The organism is Paractinoplanes brasiliensis, from assembly GCF_004362215.1.
In the GTDB taxonomy this organism is placed as follows: domain Bacteria; phylum Actinomycetota; class Actinomycetes; order Mycobacteriales; family Micromonosporaceae; genus Actinoplanes; species Actinoplanes brasiliensis.
The window spans coordinates 5,898,913-5,916,032 of the sequence record NZ_SNWR01000001.1 but is presented as its reverse complement, the minus strand read 5'-3'; the positions used below and the strand labels follow the sequence as shown (position 1 = coordinate 5,916,032).

Sequence of the window (17,120 nt, the reverse complement as noted above, 5' to 3'; positions counted from 1 at the left end):
TAGGTACCGTTGGGTCGGTGCCGTCCGGTCGACTCGAGGTTCCCGCGCTTCCGATCCTGATTCCGCTCGGGGTCGTGCTCATGGTGCTCGCGTCCGTCATCGCACACCGGCGGCGCGTGACCACCCCGGGCCCGTTGGTCGCGACGTGGGTGGCCGGGTGGTACGCGGTGGCCGTGCTCGGCGCGACCATGCTGCCGCTGCGCATCGCCTGGGGCCCCGAGGCGGGCGGCCCCGAGCTTTACCGGTTCCTGCTCGTCCCCGTCCTCACCATGCGGGTCGACGACTTCATCCTCAACATCATCATGACGGTGCCGCTCGCGGCCGCGCTGCGCGTGGTGGCCGGGATCCGTGACCGGCGCCGGGTGGTGCTGATCGGCTTCCTGATCAGCCTGTCGATCGAGACGATTCAGGGGCTGCTGCTGGTGTTCCTGCACGGCGACCGCTGGGCCGACGTCAACGACCTGATGGCGAACACCCTCGGGGCCTGGCTTGGCTGGCTGATCGTCGTACGGGGAAATGGGGTGGCCCGGACGCTCGACCGCTGGGCCTTGCTCCGTCAGCCCGAGCCGCTGACCCGCTCGTAGAGATCGCCGACCTCGGCCGCCATCGTCTGCGCGGCGTACCGGTCGCCGGCCGAGCGTGCGGTGAGCCGCCCGCCCGACCGTTCGGCCAGGCAGAGCACCTCGGTCCGCAGCTTGCGGGGCAGCGACTCGGGGTCGTGCGGGGTAAGCCGGTACGCGCCCTCGACCGGCTCGTCCCGCAAGGGTTCGCAGGTCGCGTAGAGCGCGGGCAGCCCGGCGGCGATCGCCTCCAGCACCACCAGCCCGAACGTCTCGCGGCCGGGTGACGCGAAGACGTCCATGGCGCACAGGATCTCGCGGGCGTGCCCGATCGGCCCGGCGAACCGTACGCGGTCGGACACTCCCTCGATCGCCGCCAGCCGTTCCAGCCCACGGCGAGCCGGTCCGTCGCCCGCCAGCAGCAGCACCGCGCCGGGAACCTGGGCCACCGCCCTGATCAGCACGTCGAACCGTTTGCGCGGTTCGAGCCGGCCCAGCCCTCCGATCACCGGGGTGCCGGGGGCGAGGTCGAGCCGGGCCCGCGTCTCGTCGCGCAACTTCTCGTCGAAGCGGAACTCCCGGGGGTCCAGCGCCTTGGGAATCACGGTGAGCCGGTCATCGGGCACTCCCCACCGGCGCAGCCGCTCGGCGATCCGCTCGGACACGGCAATGGTGAAAGAGCCCCGTACGCCGGTCCGGCGCCGTTCCTCGAGGTGGTACTCGGTGGTCACGACCTGAGCCCGGCCGGTCAGCCGGGCGGCGAGCCGGCCCTGCACCCCGGCCCGGAACAGATGGGTGTGCACGATGTCGAAGCCGCCGCGCCGGGTCAGCCGCCGCAGCCGGACGATCGTGCCGAGGTCGAGATCGCGGCCGCTGACCATCTCGTGCACGGCCGTGCCGGCGGCCCGCAGCCCGGCGAGGACCGGTCCGGGCGGTGACAGCGTGACCACCTCACTCTCGTGCGGCAGGTGACGGATCAGCAGTCGCAGCTGATGCTCGGCGCCGTCGCCGGGCCGGGCGCTGATGACGTGCAGCACCCGAACGGCCATTTCCGGTTACCCTTCCGTCGCATTGTCGGCAAGGTGATTGCACGCTCCGCAGAATGGACGTTCGCAGAGGTCCGCGCGTGAATGACAGTCGCAAATGTCATGCGAAACCAGAGAGCCTCTCATGTTCCTGACCCTGTTCGTGAATCGTGATCTGCCTGGCCAGAGCGCATGTCATGGCAAACGTGAGAAGTACTCACTTGCTGCATGACAATTGCCACTGTATTCATCCGACCCCTCCTGCCAAGCTCGGAACGCAGGCGAAGAAAGCAATTCCGATCTCATTCCCGCCTCGGTGAATCGCTATTTGCCGGGCGTATTTCCCCTGCCTCGCGAACGGGTGCCCGCCACAAGGAGGATCCATGCAGGTACGCAGTGCGGCGCCCCGCGAGGACACCGACGTTCCGGGGGGCCGATGGCCGCACGGAATCGGCTCGGTCCTGCCGGGACGAGCCGCGCGGGCCGGCGTCGACGCGCTGGCCCTGGGGGTCGCGCTGGCCATCGCCACGGTGCTGCGTCACGACGGCAACCTGGCCGAATCCGACCTGTCCGGGGTGCTGCTGCTCGCGGCGGCCGGGGCCGTCGTGCACACGCTGCTCGGCCTGCGTTTCGGCCTGTACACCGGCCGGTGGGCGTACGGGTGCTTCGAGGAGATCGCGGCGCTGGCCAAGACCACGGCGGTCACCACGCCGGTGCTCTTCGTCCTCGACACGTTGCTCGACCGGCTGGTGCCGCGCTCGGCCATCATCGCGTCCGGGCTCATCGCGCTCGTGCTCACCGCGGGTGTGCGTTACGCCGTACGCCTGTCCCGCGACCAGCGGCTGCGGCCCTCACCCGAGCACGGCGGGCGCGTGGTCGTGATGGGCGCGGGCGAGGGCGCGACGCAGGTCGTGCGGGCCATGCTGCGCAACCCCGAGAGCCCGTACGTGCCTGTCGCCCTGCTCGACGACGACCCGGCCAAACGCACCCTGCAGGTGATGGGCGTGCCCGTGGCCGGCACCCGGCACGCCATGGCCGCGGTGGTCAGCCGGTACGAGGCCGACATCGTGCTGATCGCCATTCCCAGCGCCGGCGCCGACCTCGTACGGGAACTGACCGAGCTCGCCCGGCCTACCGGCGCCGAGGTCAAGGTCGTCCCGCCGGTGGTCGAGCTGTTCGGCCGCACGGTCGGCGTCGACGACATCCGCCCGGTCAGCCACGCCGATCTCCTGGGCCGCCGCGAGATCGGTCTCGACCTGCGGGCCATCGCCGGTTACCTGACCGGCAGACGGGTGCTCGTCACCGGCGCCGGCGGCTCGATCGGCTCCGAGTTGTGCCGTCAGCTCGTACGGTTCGATCCCGCCGCCCTCGTGATGCTCGACCGCGACGAGTCCGGGCTGCACGCCGTACAGCTGTCGATGGACGGCCGTGGCCTGCTCGACGACCGCAACCTCGTGGTGGCCGACATCCGCGACCGGCAACGGCTCGACGAGGTCTTCACCGAGCACCGCCCGCAGGTCGTCTTCCACGCCGCCGCCCTCAAACACCTGCCGCTGCTCGAGATGCACCCGTCCGAGGCCCTCAAGACCAACATCATCGGCACGTACCAGATCCTGCAGACCGCGCAGCGCCACGGCGTCGAACGGCTGGTCAACATCTCCACCGACAAGGCCGCCGACCCGGGCAGCGTCCTCGGCTACTCCAAGCGCATCACCGAACGGCTCACCGCCGCCGCCGACGAGGCCGGCGACGGCACGTACTGCAGCGTCCGCTTCGGCAACGTGCTGGGCAGCCGCGGCTCGGTGCTCACCGCGTTCGCGGCCCAGGTCGAGGCGGGCGGCCCGATCACGGTGACGCACCCCGAGGTGTCCCGGTTCTTCATGACCGTGCAGGAGGCCGTACGCCTGGTCGTGCAGGCCGGCGCGCTCGACAGCGCGGGCGAGGTGCTCGTGCTCGACATGGGCGAGCCCGTACGCATCGCCGACGTGGCCCGCCGCCTGGCCGACGCCGCCGAACGGCCGGTCCCGATCGTCTACACCGGACTACGGCCCGGCGAGAAGATGCACGAGAGCCTGTTCGGCGCGCACGAGAGCGACCGCCGCCCGAACCATCCGCTCATCTCACAGGTGCCGGTTCCGCCGCTCGACGGGGCCGCTCTCTCCCTGCTCGACCCGAAGGCCAGCCGGCCCGAGCTGATCGCGGTCATGCGCTGGCTCGCCGAGAGCCCGGCCCTGTCCGTCGCCCGTCAATACCTGAAAGCCAGCTAAGGAGCCCTCATGCGGGTTGTCATCGTCGGTCAGGGATACGTGGGGCTGCCGCTGGCGGTCCGTGCGGCCCGGGCCGGGCACAGCGTCGTCGGGTTCGACGTCGACGACGAGCGGATCAAACGGCTCGCCGCCGGTGAGTCGTACGTGGATGACGTGTCCTCGGCCGACCTGCGGGAACTCGTCGACCTCGGCACGTTTCAGCCCTCGGCCGACCCCCGCTCGTGCGCGGGCTTCGACATCGCCGTCATCGCCGTGCCCACACCGCTGCGCGAGGGCACGCCCGACCTCAAATACATCGAGGAGTCCGCCCGTACGCTGGCCCGTTACCTGCGGCCCGGCGCGACCGTGGCCCTCGAGTCGACCACCTATCCCGGCACCACCACGGACCTGGTCGCCCCGCTGCTCGAAGAGGGCTCCGGGCTGGTCGCCGGCGACGACTTCCACCTCGGCTACAGCCCCGAACGCATCGACCCCGGCAACCGCGAATGGACGCTGGAGACGACGCCCAAGGTGGTCTCCGGCATCAACCCGGCCTCGCTGGAACACGTCGACGCCTTCTACAGCTCGGTGGTGGCCAAGACCGTACGCGTCTCCGACTGCAAGGTGGCCGAGCTGGCCAAGCTGCTCGAGAACACGTTCCGCCACGTCAACATCGCCCTCGTCAACGAGCTGGCCGTGTTCGCCCACGACCTCGGCATCGACGTGTGGGAGGCGATCGACGCCGCCAGCTCCAAACCGTTCGGCTATCTGCGGTTCGTGCCCGGTCCCGGGGTGGGCGGCCACTGCCTGCCGATCGACCCGTCCTACCTGTCGTGGCGGGTGCAGCGCACGCTCGGGCAGAGCTTCCGCTTCGTCGAGCTGGCCAACGACATCAACAACCACATGCCGGATTACGTCGTACGGCGTCTCGTCGCGGCCCTGAACACGCAACGCAAAGCGGTCAACGGGTCGACCGTGCTGCTGCTCGGCCTCGCCTACAAGAAGAACAGCGGCGACGCCCGCGAGTCGCCGGCCCGGCGGGTTGCCTCGCTGCTGCTCGACATGGGCGCCGACGTACGGGCGGCCGATCCCCACGTCGTCGAGGACGCGCAGGTGGACCGTCGCGTCACCCGGGTTTCCCTGACCGCCACGGAACTGGCCGAAGCCGACGCCGTGGTGCTGCTGGCCGACCACGACGTGTTCGACCTCGACCTTGTCGCCGAGCACGCCGCGTACGTGCTGGACACCCGCCGCCGCCTCACCGGACCGAACGTGGAGACGATATGAGAACGCTCTGGGGCCTGGTCAACCAGCTCGTCGCCGCCGTCGCCCTGATCCTGCTGTCCCCGGTGCTGCTCGCGGTGGCGCTGTGGATCCGCCTCGCCGACGGCCCCGGTGTCCTGTTCGTGCAGGAACGCGCCGGACTGGGTGGCAGGCCGTTCCGGATGCTCAAGTTCCGTTCGATGGTGCACAACTCGGTCGCGCTGAGCTCCACACTGGGCATTCACGACCCATACGGGCTGGTCGAGAACGACCCCCGGATCACCCGCTGCGGCCGGTTCCTGCGCCGCACCAGCCTCGACGAGCTGCCCCAGCTGATCAACGTGCTGACCGGGCAGATGCTGCTGGTCGGCCCCCGCCCCGACGTGCTGCCCCAGGTGGCGAACTATTCGGCCCTGGACGCCCGCCGCCTCGAGGTGAAGCCCGGGATCACCGGCTGGGCCCAGGTCAACGGCCGCGACGACATCGACTGGCCGCAGCGGTTCGTGCTCGACCGCTGGTACGTCGACAACTGGTCCCCGCTGCTGGATCTGCGCATTCTTGCCCGTACGGTGGCCGACCTGCGCCGCGGCGAACCACCGGTGCACGTGGACACGTTGAACATCGCCCGCGCCGAGGACGTCCGGCGTGCGGCCTGAGATCGGCTCCGAGTTCCACTGGGACCCGGCCGTCCTGCTCAACGACGCGCGGGACGGCCTCCTCCCGCCCGGTCACGCCTTGTTCGCCACGGGCTGCGGGGCGCTGACGGTGCTGTTGCGGCATCTCGCCCGCCCCGGCCGGCTGCACGTGCCGTCGTTCTTCTGCATGGGCGTGGCTCAGGTTCTGGGCGCGCACATGCCGCTGGCCTGGTATCGCGACCTCCCCTCACCGGTTCGTCCCGGTGACGTGGTGCTGGCCCAGAACCTCTTCGGGCGCTCGGACGGGGCGGTTTGGCGGGAATGGATCCCGGCCCACCCCGAGGTGACCGTGATCGAGGACCACTCGCACGACCCTTTCGGCCCGTGGGCTGCGAACAGCATTGCCGCGTACGGGGTGGCCTCGCTGCGCAAGACGCTGCCGCTCCCGGACGGCGGGATGCTGTGGTCCCCGCAGGGCCACGACGTGCCGACGCCTGTTGCCGGCCCCGCGCCGGGAAGCGACCTCAAGCTGGCCGCCATGGTGCTCAAAGCCGCCTGGCTCGACGGCCGTCCCGTGGCCAAGGCCGCTTTCCGAGACCTCCAGCAGCAGGGCGAGCGCGCGTTGCTGGGCAGCGAGTCGGCCCCGAGCGCCTTCACCACGGCTGTGCTGCCCGTGCTCGACATCGCCGGTCTGCGCGCCACCGCCACCCGCAACGTCCGCGCTCTGGAAGACCTTCTGCCCGCCCCACCCGGCACGTTTCCTCCCGGCGCGGCGCCTTTCCGCATCCAGGTCCTCTGCCCGGACGAGCCCACCCGCGACGGCTTGTTACGCCACCTGGCCGCCCACGGCATCTACGCCCCGGTCCACTGGCGTCAGCCCACCAACGGCTTCTGGAGTGGCGACCCCGAAGCGGCGGACCTGGCGACCCGGATCCTCACCCTCCCGGTCGACCACCGCTGCACCCCGGGCGACATCGACCGGATCGCTGCCGTGGTCGCCTCCGCACCGATGCCCGTCAGCGCCGCGCCTGGTGTTCCAGCTCGCCGAAGTCGGTGAGGAAACAGGCGATGTCACCGGCGGCGGTCCAGCCGATCCAGGTCGGATAGCGTCCGTCCGCACCGATCTGGAAGGAGACGAGGTTGGCGCCGCTCGCCGGGTCGGTGTAGACGGCGTAAGCCTCGTCGCTGTCGAACGACAGGTCGGCGATCAGATCCTCCCGGGCCTCGTCGTCGGTCAGAGCCTCGAACACCTCCGGCGAGCCGAACGACCCGGCGCCGCCGTCGACCGGATAGACGTACGGCTCTCCGTCGCGCTGAGCCGGTCGCCAGGCGGCGACCGGCTCGGGACGAACGACGACCCGGGCCGCGATCAGCAGCCCGTCGCGGTGCACGATCTCGACAGGGTAGGCGCCGGGTGCGACAGTCTCGGCGAACGCCCACCGGGCGGCCTCACCGACCGGGAATCCGGTGCCTGGCTCCGCGGCGATGAGCCGGCCGCTCGGCAGCATCAGCGGCGCAGCCGGAGTGATCACAGCACCGGCCAGGGACCGGTCCACGTCAAGACTCATGCGAGCCATGCTCCCGACGGCTGTCAAGCCGCCGGCCTACCGGGCAACGGTGGGCCGGTCTCAGCGGGGCACGACCTTCTCGACGGCCCACTGGCGCCACGTGTCGAGGTGGTGCTGCACCTGCGCCAGCTGTTCCGCGACCGGGCCCGGGCCCGTTGAGCCCGGCGTGGTACGGCCGGCCAGGGCCGACTCCACGGTGAGGACCTGACGGACCGACGGGTCGAGATGCTCGCTGACTGTTTTCAGGTCGTCGTCGGTCAGGTCTTCCAGTTCGCACTCGCGGACCGAGCACAGGGCTACCAGCTTCCCCGTGATCTCGTGCGCGTCGCGGAACGGGACGTTCTTGCGGACCAGCCAGTCGGCGACCTCGGTGGCCAACGAGAAACCGACGGGGGCGGCCGCGGCGAGCCGGTCGACCCGTACGGTCATGGTGGAGATCATGCCGGCCAGGGCGGGCAGCAGCAGTTCCAGCGTCTCGATGGCGTCGAAGACCGGTTCCTTGTCCTCCTGCATGTCGCGGTCGTAGGTCAGCGGCAGGCCCTTGAGCATGGTCAGGACCGCGACCAGGCCACCGATGAGACGGCCGCTCTTGCCCCTGGCCAGTTCGGCGATGTCGGCGTTCTTCTTCTGCGGCATGATCGATGAGCCGGTGGCGAAGGCGTCGTCCAGTTCGACCCAGCCGAACTCGGTGGACGTCCAGAGCACGACCTCTTCGCCCAGGCGGGACAGGTGTACGCCGATCAGCGACGTGATGAAGAGGAACTCGGCGACGAAGTCACGGTCGGCCACGGCGTCCATCGAGTTGGGCGCGGGCGCGTTGAATCCGAGTTCCTTCGCCACGGCGGCCGGGTCGAGTGGCAGGGACGAGCCGGCCAGCGCGCCGCTGCCCAGCGGGGAGATGGCCGTACGGGCGTCCCAGTCCTTCATCCGGTCGAGGTCGCGCAGCAGCGGCTGCACGTGGGCGAGCAGCCAGTGGCCGAACGAGACGGGCTGGGCGTGCTGCACGTGGGTGAGGCCGGGCGCGGGCGTGCCGACGTTGCGGGCAGCCTGCTCGGTCAGCGCGTCGGCCAGTTCGACCAGCGCCACGGCCACCCCGCGGGCGTGGTCGCGCATGTAGAGCCGCAGGTCGGTGGCGACCTGGTCGTTGCGGGAGCGGCCGGCCCGCAGTTTGCCGCCGAGCGCGCCGAGGCGTTCCAGCAGGCCGCGTTCGAGGGCGGTGTGCACGTCCTCGTCGTCTATGGTCGGACGGAACTCGCCGGACGCGCACGCGGCCTCGAGGTCGTCGAGGGCGGCGAGCATCTGGCCCAGCTCGTCGGGGTCGAGCAGCCCGGCCGCCGCGAGGACGCGGGCGTGGGCTCGGGAGCCGGCGATGTCGTACGGAGCGAGGCGCCAGTCGAACTGCACGCTCACCGACAGGCGGGCCAGGGCATCGGCGGGCCCACCGGCGAACCGGCCACCCCACAGGGAAGTCTTCTCAGTCATCGTCTCTCAGTTTGCCTTGTGGCATTTCGTGGTTGTGCCCGGCCCAGTCGGCGAGTTTGGCCGCCAGCGCCTTGCCCCCGTGGACGTCGCGGGCCACGACGAGGATGGTGTCGTCGCCGGCGATGGTGCCGACGACGTCGGTGAGCCCGGCCCGGTCGAGTGCGCTGGCCAGGAAGTGCGCGGCCCCGGGCGGGGTGCGCAGCACGGCGATGTTGCCGCTGGAGTCGACGCCGGTCAGCAACTCGCGCAGCAGGCGCAGCAGGCGCGCCGGGCCCTGCTCGGTGGTCTCGCGCAGCGGGCGTTTGCCGTCCTCGGGAATCAAGTAGGCGCCGCTGACCTTGACCGCGCCGAGTTCTTCCAGGTCGCGTGACAGGGTGGCCTGGGTGACCTGGACGCCCTCGTCGGACAGCAGCTCGGCCAGTTCGGTCTGCGAGCGGACCGCCCGGTCGCGGATCAGCTCGACTATCCGGGCGTGCCGGCCCGCACGGGTCACCGGCCCGGTCATGACTGGTTCACCGACAGCAGCCAGGCCAGCAACGCCTTCTGGGCGTGCAGACGGTTCTCGGCCTGGTCGAAGACCGCGCTCTGCGGCCCGTCCATGACCTCGTCGGTGATCTCCTCGCCGCGGTGCGCGGGCAGGCAGTGGAGCACGATCGCGCCTTCCGCGGCCACGCCGAGCAGTTTGCCGTTGACCTGGTAGGGCCAGAACGGGGTGAGCCGGTCACGGCCGTCGTTCTCCTGACCCATCGACGTCCACGTGTCGGTGGCGATCACGTCGACGCCGTCGGCCGCCTCCAGCGGGTCGCGCAGGACTTCGACCGAGCCGCCCGTCCAGGCCGCGATCTCGGCGGCGCGCGACACCACGGCGGCCGCCGGGTCGAAACCGGACGGACCGGCCACCCGTACGTGCATGCCCGCGCTCGCCCCGGCCAGCAGGTAGGAGTGCGCCATGTTGTTGGCCGCGTCGCCCACGTACGCGAGTTTCTTGCCCCGGGTGGCGCCGAGTCGCTCGCGGATGGTGAGCAGGTCGGCCAGCAGCTGACAGGGGTGGAAGCCGTCGGTCAGCGCGTTGATCACCGGCACGTGCACGTCGGCGGCGAGCTCGACGAGGCGTTCGTCGCCGGTCGTGCGGAACACCATCGCCGCGACGTACCGCGACACCACCCGGCCGGCGTCGCTGAGCGATTCACCCCGGCCGAAGTGGGTCGCCTGGGTGTCCACGATCAGCGGCTGGCCGCCCAGCTCGGCGATGCCGGCCTCGAACGACAGGCGGGTCCGCAGGCTGACCTTGTCGAAGAAGACGGCGACCGAGCGCGGGCCTTCCAGCGGCCGGTACGCGAACCGGTCGGCCTTCATCTGGGCGGCCAGTTCGAGCACGGCGTTCTGCTCGTCGGGGGTCAGGTCGTCGTCGCGCAGGAAGTGGCGGGTCGTCACAGCACACCGCCCAGAGCCTCGATGAGGGCGTCGGCCTGCTCGGTGCTGATGATCAGCGGCGGGGCCAGCCGGATGACGTCGGGCTGAGGGGCGTTCACGAGGAAACCGGCTTCCTTGAGGGCGGCGGCGACGCGGGCGGCCTCGGGGGCGGTGAGCACGATCCCGAGCAGCAGGCCGGCGCCGCGTACATGGCTGATCAGGGGGTGGTTGAGTCCTTCGACGCCGCGGCGCAGCTGCTCGCCGACCCGCTTGACGTGGTCCAGCAGGCCTTCGCCGGCGATCGTGCGGATGACGGCCAGGCCGGCCGCGCACGAGATCGGGTTGCCGCCGAACGTGGTGCCGTGCGCGCCGGGGGTGAACAGCTCGGCGGCGCGGCCGAACGCGACGCAGGCGCCGATGGGCAGGCCACCGCCGAGACCCTTGGCGAGGGTGATGATGTCGGGTTCGATGCCTTCGCTCTGGTGGTGGAACCAGTGCCCCGTACGCCCGATGCCCGTCTGCACCTCGTCCAGCACGAGCAGAGCGCCCGCTTTGTCGCAAATATCCCGAGCTCCGCGCAGGTAGCCCGCCGGCGGAACCACCACCCCGTTCTCGCCCTGGATGGGCTCGAGGATGACCATGGCGGTGTCAGCAGTCACCGCTTCGCTCAATTCTGACAAGTCGCCGAATGTCGTATGAGTGACTGAGCCCGGGAGCGGGCGGAACGGGTCCGACTTGGCCGGCTGCCCGGTAAGAGCGAGCGCCCCCATGGTCCGGCCGTGGAACCCACCGTGCGTGGCGACAACATGCGTACGCCCCGTCAACCGCGAGATCTTGAAAGCGGCCTCGTTGGCCTCGGCCCCCGAGTTCGTGAAGACGACCCGCCCGGCCCGCCCGGCCAGCGCGAGCAGCAGCTCGGCCAGCGCGACCGGCGGCTCGGCGACATAGAAGTTGGAGATGTGCCCGAGCTGCCGCACCTGCTGGGTGACGGCGGCGACCACGGCCGGGTGGGCGTGCCCGAGCGCGTTGACCGCGATGCCCCCGAGAAAGTCGACGTACTGCTTGCCGTCCTCGTCGGTGATCACCGCCCCCTCGCCCCGGACGAACGCGGCCTGCGGGACGCCGTAGTTGTTCATGCCCGCTTGCTGCCAGCGCTCGATCAGCGAGCTCATGACGGGACCACCATGGTTCCTATTCCTTCCGGGGTGAAGACTTCGAGCAGGGTCGAGTGGGCGACCCGGCCGTCGATGACATGGGCCGCGGGCACGCCGCCGCGTACGGCTCGCAGACAGGCCTCCATCTTGGGGACCATGCCCGATTCGAGCCGGGGCAGCAGCTTGGCCAGGGCGTCGGCGTCGATCGCGGTGACCAGCGACGACGTGTCGGGCCAGTCGGTGTAGAGGCCCGGCACGTCGGTCAGCACGACCAGTTTCTGCGCGCCCAGGGCCTCGGCCAGCGCGGCGGCGGCGGTGTCGGCGTTCACGTTGTGCACCACCCCGTCGGCGTCGGGGGCGACGCTTGCGATCACGGGAATGCGGCCGGCCGCGATGAGGTCGTCGACGGCCGAGGTGTCGACCCGGTCGACGTCCCCGACCAGCCCGATGTCGACCTCCTCACCGTCGATCACGGCCCCACGCCGTACGGCGGTGAACAGGTGCGCGTCCTCCCCCGAGAGCCCGACCGCCAGCGGGCCGTGCCTGTTGATCAGCCCGACCAGCTCGCGGCCGACCTGCCCGGTCAGCACCATCCGGACGACCTCCATCGCCTCTGCGGTGGTGACGCGCAGGCCGCCGCGGAACTCGCTCTCGATGCCGAGGCGGTCGAGCATCCGGCTGATCTGAGGGCCGCCGCCGTGCACGACGACCGGCTTGATCCCGGCGTACCGCAGGAACGCCATGTCGGCCGCGAACGCCTGCTGCAGCTCAGGGTTGATCATGGCGTTGCCGCCGTACTTGACGACGATCGTGGAGCCGTGGAACTTCTCCAGCCAGGGCAGCGCCTCGACCAGGACCGCGGCCTTCTCGGTGCTCACGAGGAGTACGCCGAGTTCTCGTGCACGTAGGCGTGCGACAGGTCGGTGGTCCAGATCGTCGCGTCCATCTCACCCTCGCGCAGGTTGACCGTGATCCGCACGTCACGGCCGGACAGGTCGACCTTGGACCTGTCCTCCGCGGCCGCGCCGCCCTTGCAGATCCACACGTCGTTGATGGCCACGTCGACCCGGTCGGGCTCGAAGCGGGCCTTGGTGGTGCCGACCGCCGCGAGGATGCGCCCCCAGTTCGGGTCGTTGCCGAACAGCGCGGTCTTGACCAGGTTGTTGCCGGCCACCGAGCGGCCCACCTCGACCGCGTCGGCCTCGCTGGCCGCGCCCTTGACCTCGATCGCGACGTGTTTGGTTGCGCCCTCGGCGTCGGCGATCAGCTGCTGGGCGAGGTCGTGGCAGACCTGCTTGACGGCGTCGGTCAGTTCCTCGGGCGTGGGCTGCACGTCGGAGGCGCCGCTGGCCAGCAGCAGCACGGTGTCGTTGGTCGACATGCAGCCGTCGGCGTCGATCCGGTCGAAGGTCAGCCGGGTTGCCTCGCGCAGCGCCGCGTCCAGCACCTCGTTGTCGGCGCTGGCGTCGGTCGTGATCACCACGAGCATGGTGGCCAGGGCCGGGGCGAGCATGCCCGCGCCCTTGGCGATGCCGCCGACCGACCAGCCCTCACGCTGGACGACCGCGTTCTTGGACACGGTGTCGGTTGTCATGATCGCCTCGGCCGCCCGGGCGCCGCCGTCGCTCTCGAGGGCGCGGGCCGCCGCGGTGACGCCGGGCAGCAGCTTGTCCATCGGCAGCAGCTCGCCGATCAGGCCGGTCGAGCAGACCGCCACGTCGCCGGCCCCGATCAGCTGCGGCTTCGGGCCGCCGCGCAGCACCGTCGCGGTGTGCTCGGCAGTGGCGTGGGTGTCGCGGAAACCCTGGCTGCCGGTGCACGCGTTGGCGCCGCCGGAGTTGAGCACGACCGCGCGCACGACGCCGCCCTTGAGCACCTGCTGGCTCCAGAGCACGGGCGCGGCCTTGACCCGGTTGCCGGTGAAGACGCCGGCGGCGGTGAAGTCGGGGCCGTCGTTGACGACCAGGGCCACGTCGAGGTTGCCGGAGGGCTTGAGGCCGGCGGCGACGCCCGACGCGCGGAAGCCCTTGGGGGTGGTGACGGTCACGGTGCGACTCCGAACACGGACAGGCCCATGGTCTCGGGCAGGCCGGACATGAGGTTGGCGCACTGCACGGCCTGACCCGCGGCGCCCTTGCCGAGGTTGTCAAGGGCGCTCACGACCACGATGCGGCCGGAGTCGACGTCGACGGTCGCCTGCAGGTGGCAGGAGTTGGAACCGGCGGTCGCGGCGGTGTGCGGCCACGCCCCCTCCGGCAGGACATGCACAAAAGCCTCATTCCCGTACGCGGCGAGAAGCGCCTCGCGAGGGTCGCCGTCCTGGGCACGACGGGCTGTGACGGTGGCCAGGATGCCGCGCGGCATGGGCGCCAGCACCGGGGTCATCGACAGCGACGTCGCCCCGGTGGCCTGCTTGATCTCGGGCACGTGCTGGTGGGCGCCCACCTTGTACGGCGAGAGGTCGCCCATGATCTCGCTGGCCAGCAGGTTCACCTTGGCGCTGCGGCCCGCCCCGCTGGTGCCGGAGCTCGCCACCACGACCACGTCGGCCGGGTCGGCAAGCCCGGAGGCGATCAGCGGCGCCAGCGCGAGTGTGATGGTGGCCGCATAACACCCCGTGTTCGCCACGCGGCTCGAGGCGGCGATCAGCTCCCGCCGGCCGGGCAACTCCGGCAGCCCGTACGTCCACGTGCCGGCGTGCGGGCCGCCGTAGTACCGCTCCCACAGTGCCGCATCCTTGAGCCGGAAGTCGGCGCCCAGGTCGACGACCTTGACCGACTCGGGCAGCTGGGCGGCGAGGGCCGCCGACTGGCCGTGCGGCAGGGCGAGAAACACCAGGTCGGCGTCGCTCAGCCCGGCCGCGTCGGTCGCGGTGAGCGTGAGGTCGAGACCGGCCAGCTGCGGGTGTACGGCGGTGACGTGCGCGCCGGCCTGCGAGTGCGCCGTGGCGGCGACGAGATCGAACTCGGGGTGCCCGGCGAGCAGGCGCAGCAACTCGCCCCCCGCATATCCACTTGCCCCGGCGACCGCGACCCGGATTCCCATACCCAACCTCCGCATGACTATGCAGAGGACCGTATCAACCGTGCATAGGACCGGGCAACACCATTACCCAGGCGAGTTGCCCGTACGGGCAGTGGTGCCACACTTTCGGCATGACCGACAAGACGATCCTCGCCCTCCGGGAAGCCGCCGCCGCGTACGCGGAAGCTGTCCGCACGACCCAGCGGTTCTTCGACCGGCTCGAGGACACCACCGACCCGTCCGTGCTGGTGGAATACGCCAACCTCGTCGAGCGCGAGAAGGAAGCGGCGGAGGCCCGGCTGGACGCTCTGGAGGCGGCCGGCATCGAGGTGCCGAGCATCGACGAGAGCGATTCTGACAACTAAGTGAAAAGTTCCGGAACCGGGCCGGGCTCCCGTAACCGGTTCCGGGCTGGAAGACTCCCGATTGTTCGTGTTTCGCAGACCGTGCCACCGCGGTCATGACGACCGGAGGCGCTCGTGCCTGCTGACGTCCCGTACCGGGATCCTTCCCTGCCCGTCGACCAGCGCGTCGACGACCTGCTGAGCCGCATGACCCTGCCCGAAAAGGTCGGGCAGATGCTCCAGCTGGACGCCCGGGGCGACGTTAAGGAGATCGTCAGCGAGAAGCTGGCGGGCTCGATCCTGCACACCTCCCCGGCCAAGATGCTCGAGGCGATCGACCTGGTCGCCAAGACCCGGCTGCAGATCCCGCTGCTCACCGCGGAGGACTGCATCCACGGCCACTCGTTCTGGCCCGGCGCGACGATCTTCCCGACCCAGCTCGGGATGGCCGCCAGCTGGGACCCGGAGCTGCTCGAGCGGGTCGCCCGGGTCACCGCCGTCGAGGTGGCGGCCACGGGCATCCACTGGACCTTCTCCCCCGTCCTGTGCATCACCCGCGACCTGCGCTGGGGCCGGGTCGACGAGACGTTCGGCGAGGACCCGTTCCTCATCGGCGAGCTGGGCGCGGCGATGATCCGTGGCTACCAGGGCGGCGGCCTCGGCGACCCGACCGCGATCCTGGCCACGGCCAAGCACTTCGCCGGCTACTCCGAGACCCAGGGCGGGCGCGACGCCAGCGAGGCCGACATCAGCCCGCGCAAGCTGCGCTCGTGGTTCCTGCCGCCGTTCGAGCGGGTCGCCAAGGAGGGCTGCCGCGTCTTCATGCTGGGCTACCAGTCGATGGACGGCGTGCCCATCACGGCCAACAAATGGCTGCTCAACGACGTGCTCAAGGGCGAGTGGGGCTTCACCGGGACGCTGGTGACCGACTGGGACAACGTCGGGCGCATGGTCTGGGAGCAAAAGGTGTGCGCCGACTATGCCGAGGCAGCCGCCGTCGCCGTGAAGGCCGGCAACGACCTGGTCATGGTCACCCCGGGCTTCTTCGAGGGCGCGCAGGAAGCGGTCGAGCGGGGGCTGCTGGCCGAGGAGGAGATCGACGAGGCCGTACGCCGGATCCTGCGCCTCAAGTTCGAGCTGGGGCTGTTCGAGGACCCGCGGGCCCCGTCGGTGGAACGGCAGCGCGAGGTCATCGGCGCGCCCGCCCACGCCGAGCTCAACCTCGAAGTGGCCCGGCGTTCGCTGGTGCTGCTCAAGAACGACGGCGTGCTGCCGCTGAGCCTCGAGAAGTTCCGCCGGATCGCGGTGATCGGCCCCAACGCCGACGACGTCTCGGCGCAGCTCGGCGACTGGGCCGGCGACTCGGGCCAGGTCGACTGGCTGCCCGACGGCCACCCGCGCGAGCTGACCGAGACGGTGCTCGACGGTTTCCGGGCGGTCGCGCCGTCCGAGTGGGTGATCGAGCACGCGCGCGGCGCCGAGATCGAGCGCCTGGTGCCCGACCCCGAGGGCGACACCTACCCCGACGGGCAGCCGCGCCCGCCGATCTCGCAGGGCGCCCCGGTCGACCACCACCTGATCGACGTGGCCCGCGACAAGGCGATCCGCTCCGACTACGCGGTGGTCGTGGTCGGCGACACGGTGAACCTCACCGGCGAGCACAAGTCGACCGCGACCCTGGAGCTGCAGGGCGGCCAGATCGCCCTGCTCGACGCGATCGCGGCCACCAAGACCCCCATGATCGTGGTGCTGGTGAACTCGAAGCCGACCGTCCTGCCGCCCTCGGCCCTCGACGCCGCCGCGATCATCCAGGCGTTCAACCCGGGCATGCGCGGCGGACGGGCGATCGCCGAGCTGGTGCTGGGCCTGATCGAGCCGAGCGGCCGCCTGCCGTTGTCGGTTGCCCGGCACGTCGGGCAGCAGCCGGTGTACTACAACACGATCCGCGGGCAGCACGGCAGCCGCTACGCCGATCTCACGCAGGACCCGCTGTTCGCGTTCGGCGAGGGACTGTCGTACACCACCATCACGTACGGGGATCTGACCGTCACCACGCCCACGGTCGCGGAGCCGGACACCGTACGGGCGACGGTCACGCTGACCAACAGCGGCACGCGCCCGGCGCTCGAGACGGTGCAGGTCTACGTCAGCGACCTGGTCACGTCGGTCACCTGGGCGGGCCGCGAGCTCAAGGCGTACCGGCAGGTCACCGTGCCGCCGGGCGAGCAGCTCACGGTCGAGCTCGAAGTTCCGGCGTCGGCCTGCTCGCTGGTCACCGCCGACGGCCGCCGCGTGGTCGAGCCGGGCGACTTCGAGCTGCTGGTCGGGCCGAGCTCACGCGAACGCGACCTGCTGCGGGCGCCGTTCACGATCGCCTGACCGCGGGCGTTGACACCGGCTGGCATC

Annotated in this window: 16 protein-coding genes; 7 read left to right on the top strand and 9 right to left on the bottom strand. The window is 70.9% G+C overall.

Going from position 1 to position 17,120, the window contains the following annotated elements; all coding sequences use genetic code 11:
• The first annotated feature begins 17 nt into the window (after window positions 1-17).
• Window positions 18-584, top strand: a complete 567-nt coding sequence (locus C8E87_RS26905) for a VanZ family protein (RefSeq protein ID WP_133875670.1) — start codon at window positions 18-20, stop codon at window positions 582-584.
• On the opposite strand, the gene C8E87_RS26900 is transcribed toward C8E87_RS26905, so the two are convergent.
• The gene (locus tag C8E87_RS26900) at window positions 557-1,609 is read right to left on the bottom strand and encodes a glycosyltransferase (RefSeq protein ID WP_133875669.1); all 1,053 of its coding nucleotides are present in this window, start codon (window positions 1,607-1,609) and stop codon (window positions 557-559) included. The genes C8E87_RS26905 and C8E87_RS26900 overlap by 28 nt on opposite strands.
• 359 nt (window positions 1,610-1,968) lie before the next feature.
• Here C8E87_RS26900 and C8E87_RS26895 point away from each other — a divergent pair, with 359 nt between their 5' ends.
• From C8E87_RS26895 to C8E87_RS26880, 4 genes are read left to right on the top strand one after another with little or no spacing between them, the layout of a single operon-like run.
• Complete coding sequence (locus C8E87_RS26895) at window positions 1,969-3,852, top strand: nucleoside-diphosphate sugar epimerase/dehydratase (protein ID WP_133875668.1); 1,884 nt, start codon at window positions 1,969-1,971, stop codon at window positions 3,850-3,852.
• Between the two features lie 9 nt (window positions 3,853-3,861).
• The gene (locus C8E87_RS26890) at window positions 3,862-5,118 is read left to right on the top strand and encodes a nucleotide sugar dehydrogenase (RefSeq protein WP_133875667.1); all 1,257 of its coding nucleotides are present in this window, start codon (window positions 3,862-3,864) and stop codon (window positions 5,116-5,118) included.
• Entirely contained in the window at window positions 5,115-5,750 is a 636-nt protein-coding gene (locus tag C8E87_RS26885; RefSeq protein ID WP_133875666.1) for a sugar transferase, read from the top strand. The genes C8E87_RS26890 and C8E87_RS26885 overlap by 4 nt, the downstream gene beginning before the upstream one ends.
• On the top strand, window positions 5,740-6,786 hold the full coding sequence (locus C8E87_RS26880) for an aspartate aminotransferase family protein (RefSeq protein ID WP_133875665.1): 1,047 nt from the start codon (window positions 5,740-5,742) through the stop codon (window positions 6,784-6,786). The genes C8E87_RS26885 and C8E87_RS26880 overlap by 11 nt, the downstream gene beginning before the upstream one ends.
• On the opposite strand, the gene C8E87_RS26875 is transcribed toward C8E87_RS26880, so the two are convergent.
• From C8E87_RS26875 to argC, 8 genes are read right to left on the bottom strand one after another with little or no spacing between them, the layout of a single operon-like run.
• The gene (locus C8E87_RS26875; RefSeq protein WP_133875664.1) at window positions 6,746-7,297 is read right to left on the bottom strand and encodes a DUF4241 domain-containing protein; all 552 of its coding nucleotides are present in this window, start codon (window positions 7,295-7,297) and stop codon (window positions 6,746-6,748) included. The genes C8E87_RS26880 and C8E87_RS26875 overlap by 41 nt on opposite strands.
• A 60-nt stretch (window positions 7,298-7,357) precedes the next feature.
• Window positions 7,358-8,779: an argininosuccinate lyase gene (gene argH, locus C8E87_RS26870; protein ID WP_133875663.1), complete on the bottom strand. Its 1,422-nt coding sequence runs from the start codon at window positions 8,777-8,779 to the stop codon at window positions 7,358-7,360.
• On the bottom strand, window positions 8,772-9,284 hold the full coding sequence (locus C8E87_RS26865; RefSeq protein WP_133875662.1) for an arginine repressor: 513 nt from the start codon (window positions 9,282-9,284) through the stop codon (window positions 8,772-8,774). The genes argH and C8E87_RS26865 overlap by 8 nt, the downstream gene beginning before the upstream one ends.
• Complete coding sequence (gene argF / locus C8E87_RS26860; RefSeq protein WP_133875661.1) at window positions 9,281-10,213, bottom strand: ornithine carbamoyltransferase; 933 nt, start codon at window positions 10,211-10,213, stop codon at window positions 9,281-9,283. Before argF ends, C8E87_RS26865 begins: the two co-directional genes overlap by 4 nt.
• Window positions 10,210-11,364, bottom strand: a complete 1,155-nt coding sequence (locus C8E87_RS26855) for an acetylornithine transaminase (RefSeq protein ID WP_133875660.1) — start codon at window positions 11,362-11,364, stop codon at window positions 10,210-10,212. Before C8E87_RS26855 ends, argF begins: the two co-directional genes overlap by 4 nt.
• The gene (gene argB, locus C8E87_RS26850) at window positions 11,361-12,224 is read right to left on the bottom strand and encodes an acetylglutamate kinase (RefSeq protein ID WP_203720511.1); all 864 of its coding nucleotides are present in this window, start codon (window positions 12,222-12,224) and stop codon (window positions 11,361-11,363) included. Before argB ends, C8E87_RS26855 begins: the two co-directional genes overlap by 4 nt.
• Window positions 12,221-13,393, bottom strand: coding sequence for a bifunctional glutamate N-acetyltransferase/amino-acid acetyltransferase ArgJ (gene argJ / locus C8E87_RS26845; RefSeq protein ID WP_133875658.1), 1,173 nt, complete (start codon window positions 13,391-13,393; stop codon window positions 12,221-12,223). Before argJ ends, argB begins: the two co-directional genes overlap by 4 nt.
• Complete coding sequence (argC, locus tag C8E87_RS26840) at window positions 13,390-14,391, bottom strand: N-acetyl-gamma-glutamyl-phosphate reductase (RefSeq protein WP_133875657.1); 1,002 nt, start codon at window positions 14,389-14,391, stop codon at window positions 13,390-13,392. Before argC ends, argJ begins: the two co-directional genes overlap by 4 nt.
• Before the next feature lie 110 nt (window positions 14,392-14,501).
• Between argC and C8E87_RS26835 the strand changes: the two genes are divergently transcribed.
• Both C8E87_RS26835 and C8E87_RS26830 read left to right on the top strand, forming a co-directional pair.
• Window positions 14,502-14,735, top strand: a complete 234-nt coding sequence (locus tag C8E87_RS26835; RefSeq protein WP_133875656.1) for a hypothetical protein — start codon at window positions 14,502-14,504, stop codon at window positions 14,733-14,735.
• A gap of 114 nt (window positions 14,736-14,849) precedes the next feature.
• Complete coding sequence (locus tag C8E87_RS26830) at window positions 14,850-17,093, top strand: exo-beta-d-1,3/1,6-glucosidase (RefSeq protein WP_133875655.1); 2,244 nt, start codon at window positions 14,850-14,852, stop codon at window positions 17,091-17,093.
• The last annotated feature ends 27 nt before the right edge of the window (window positions 17,094-17,120 follow it).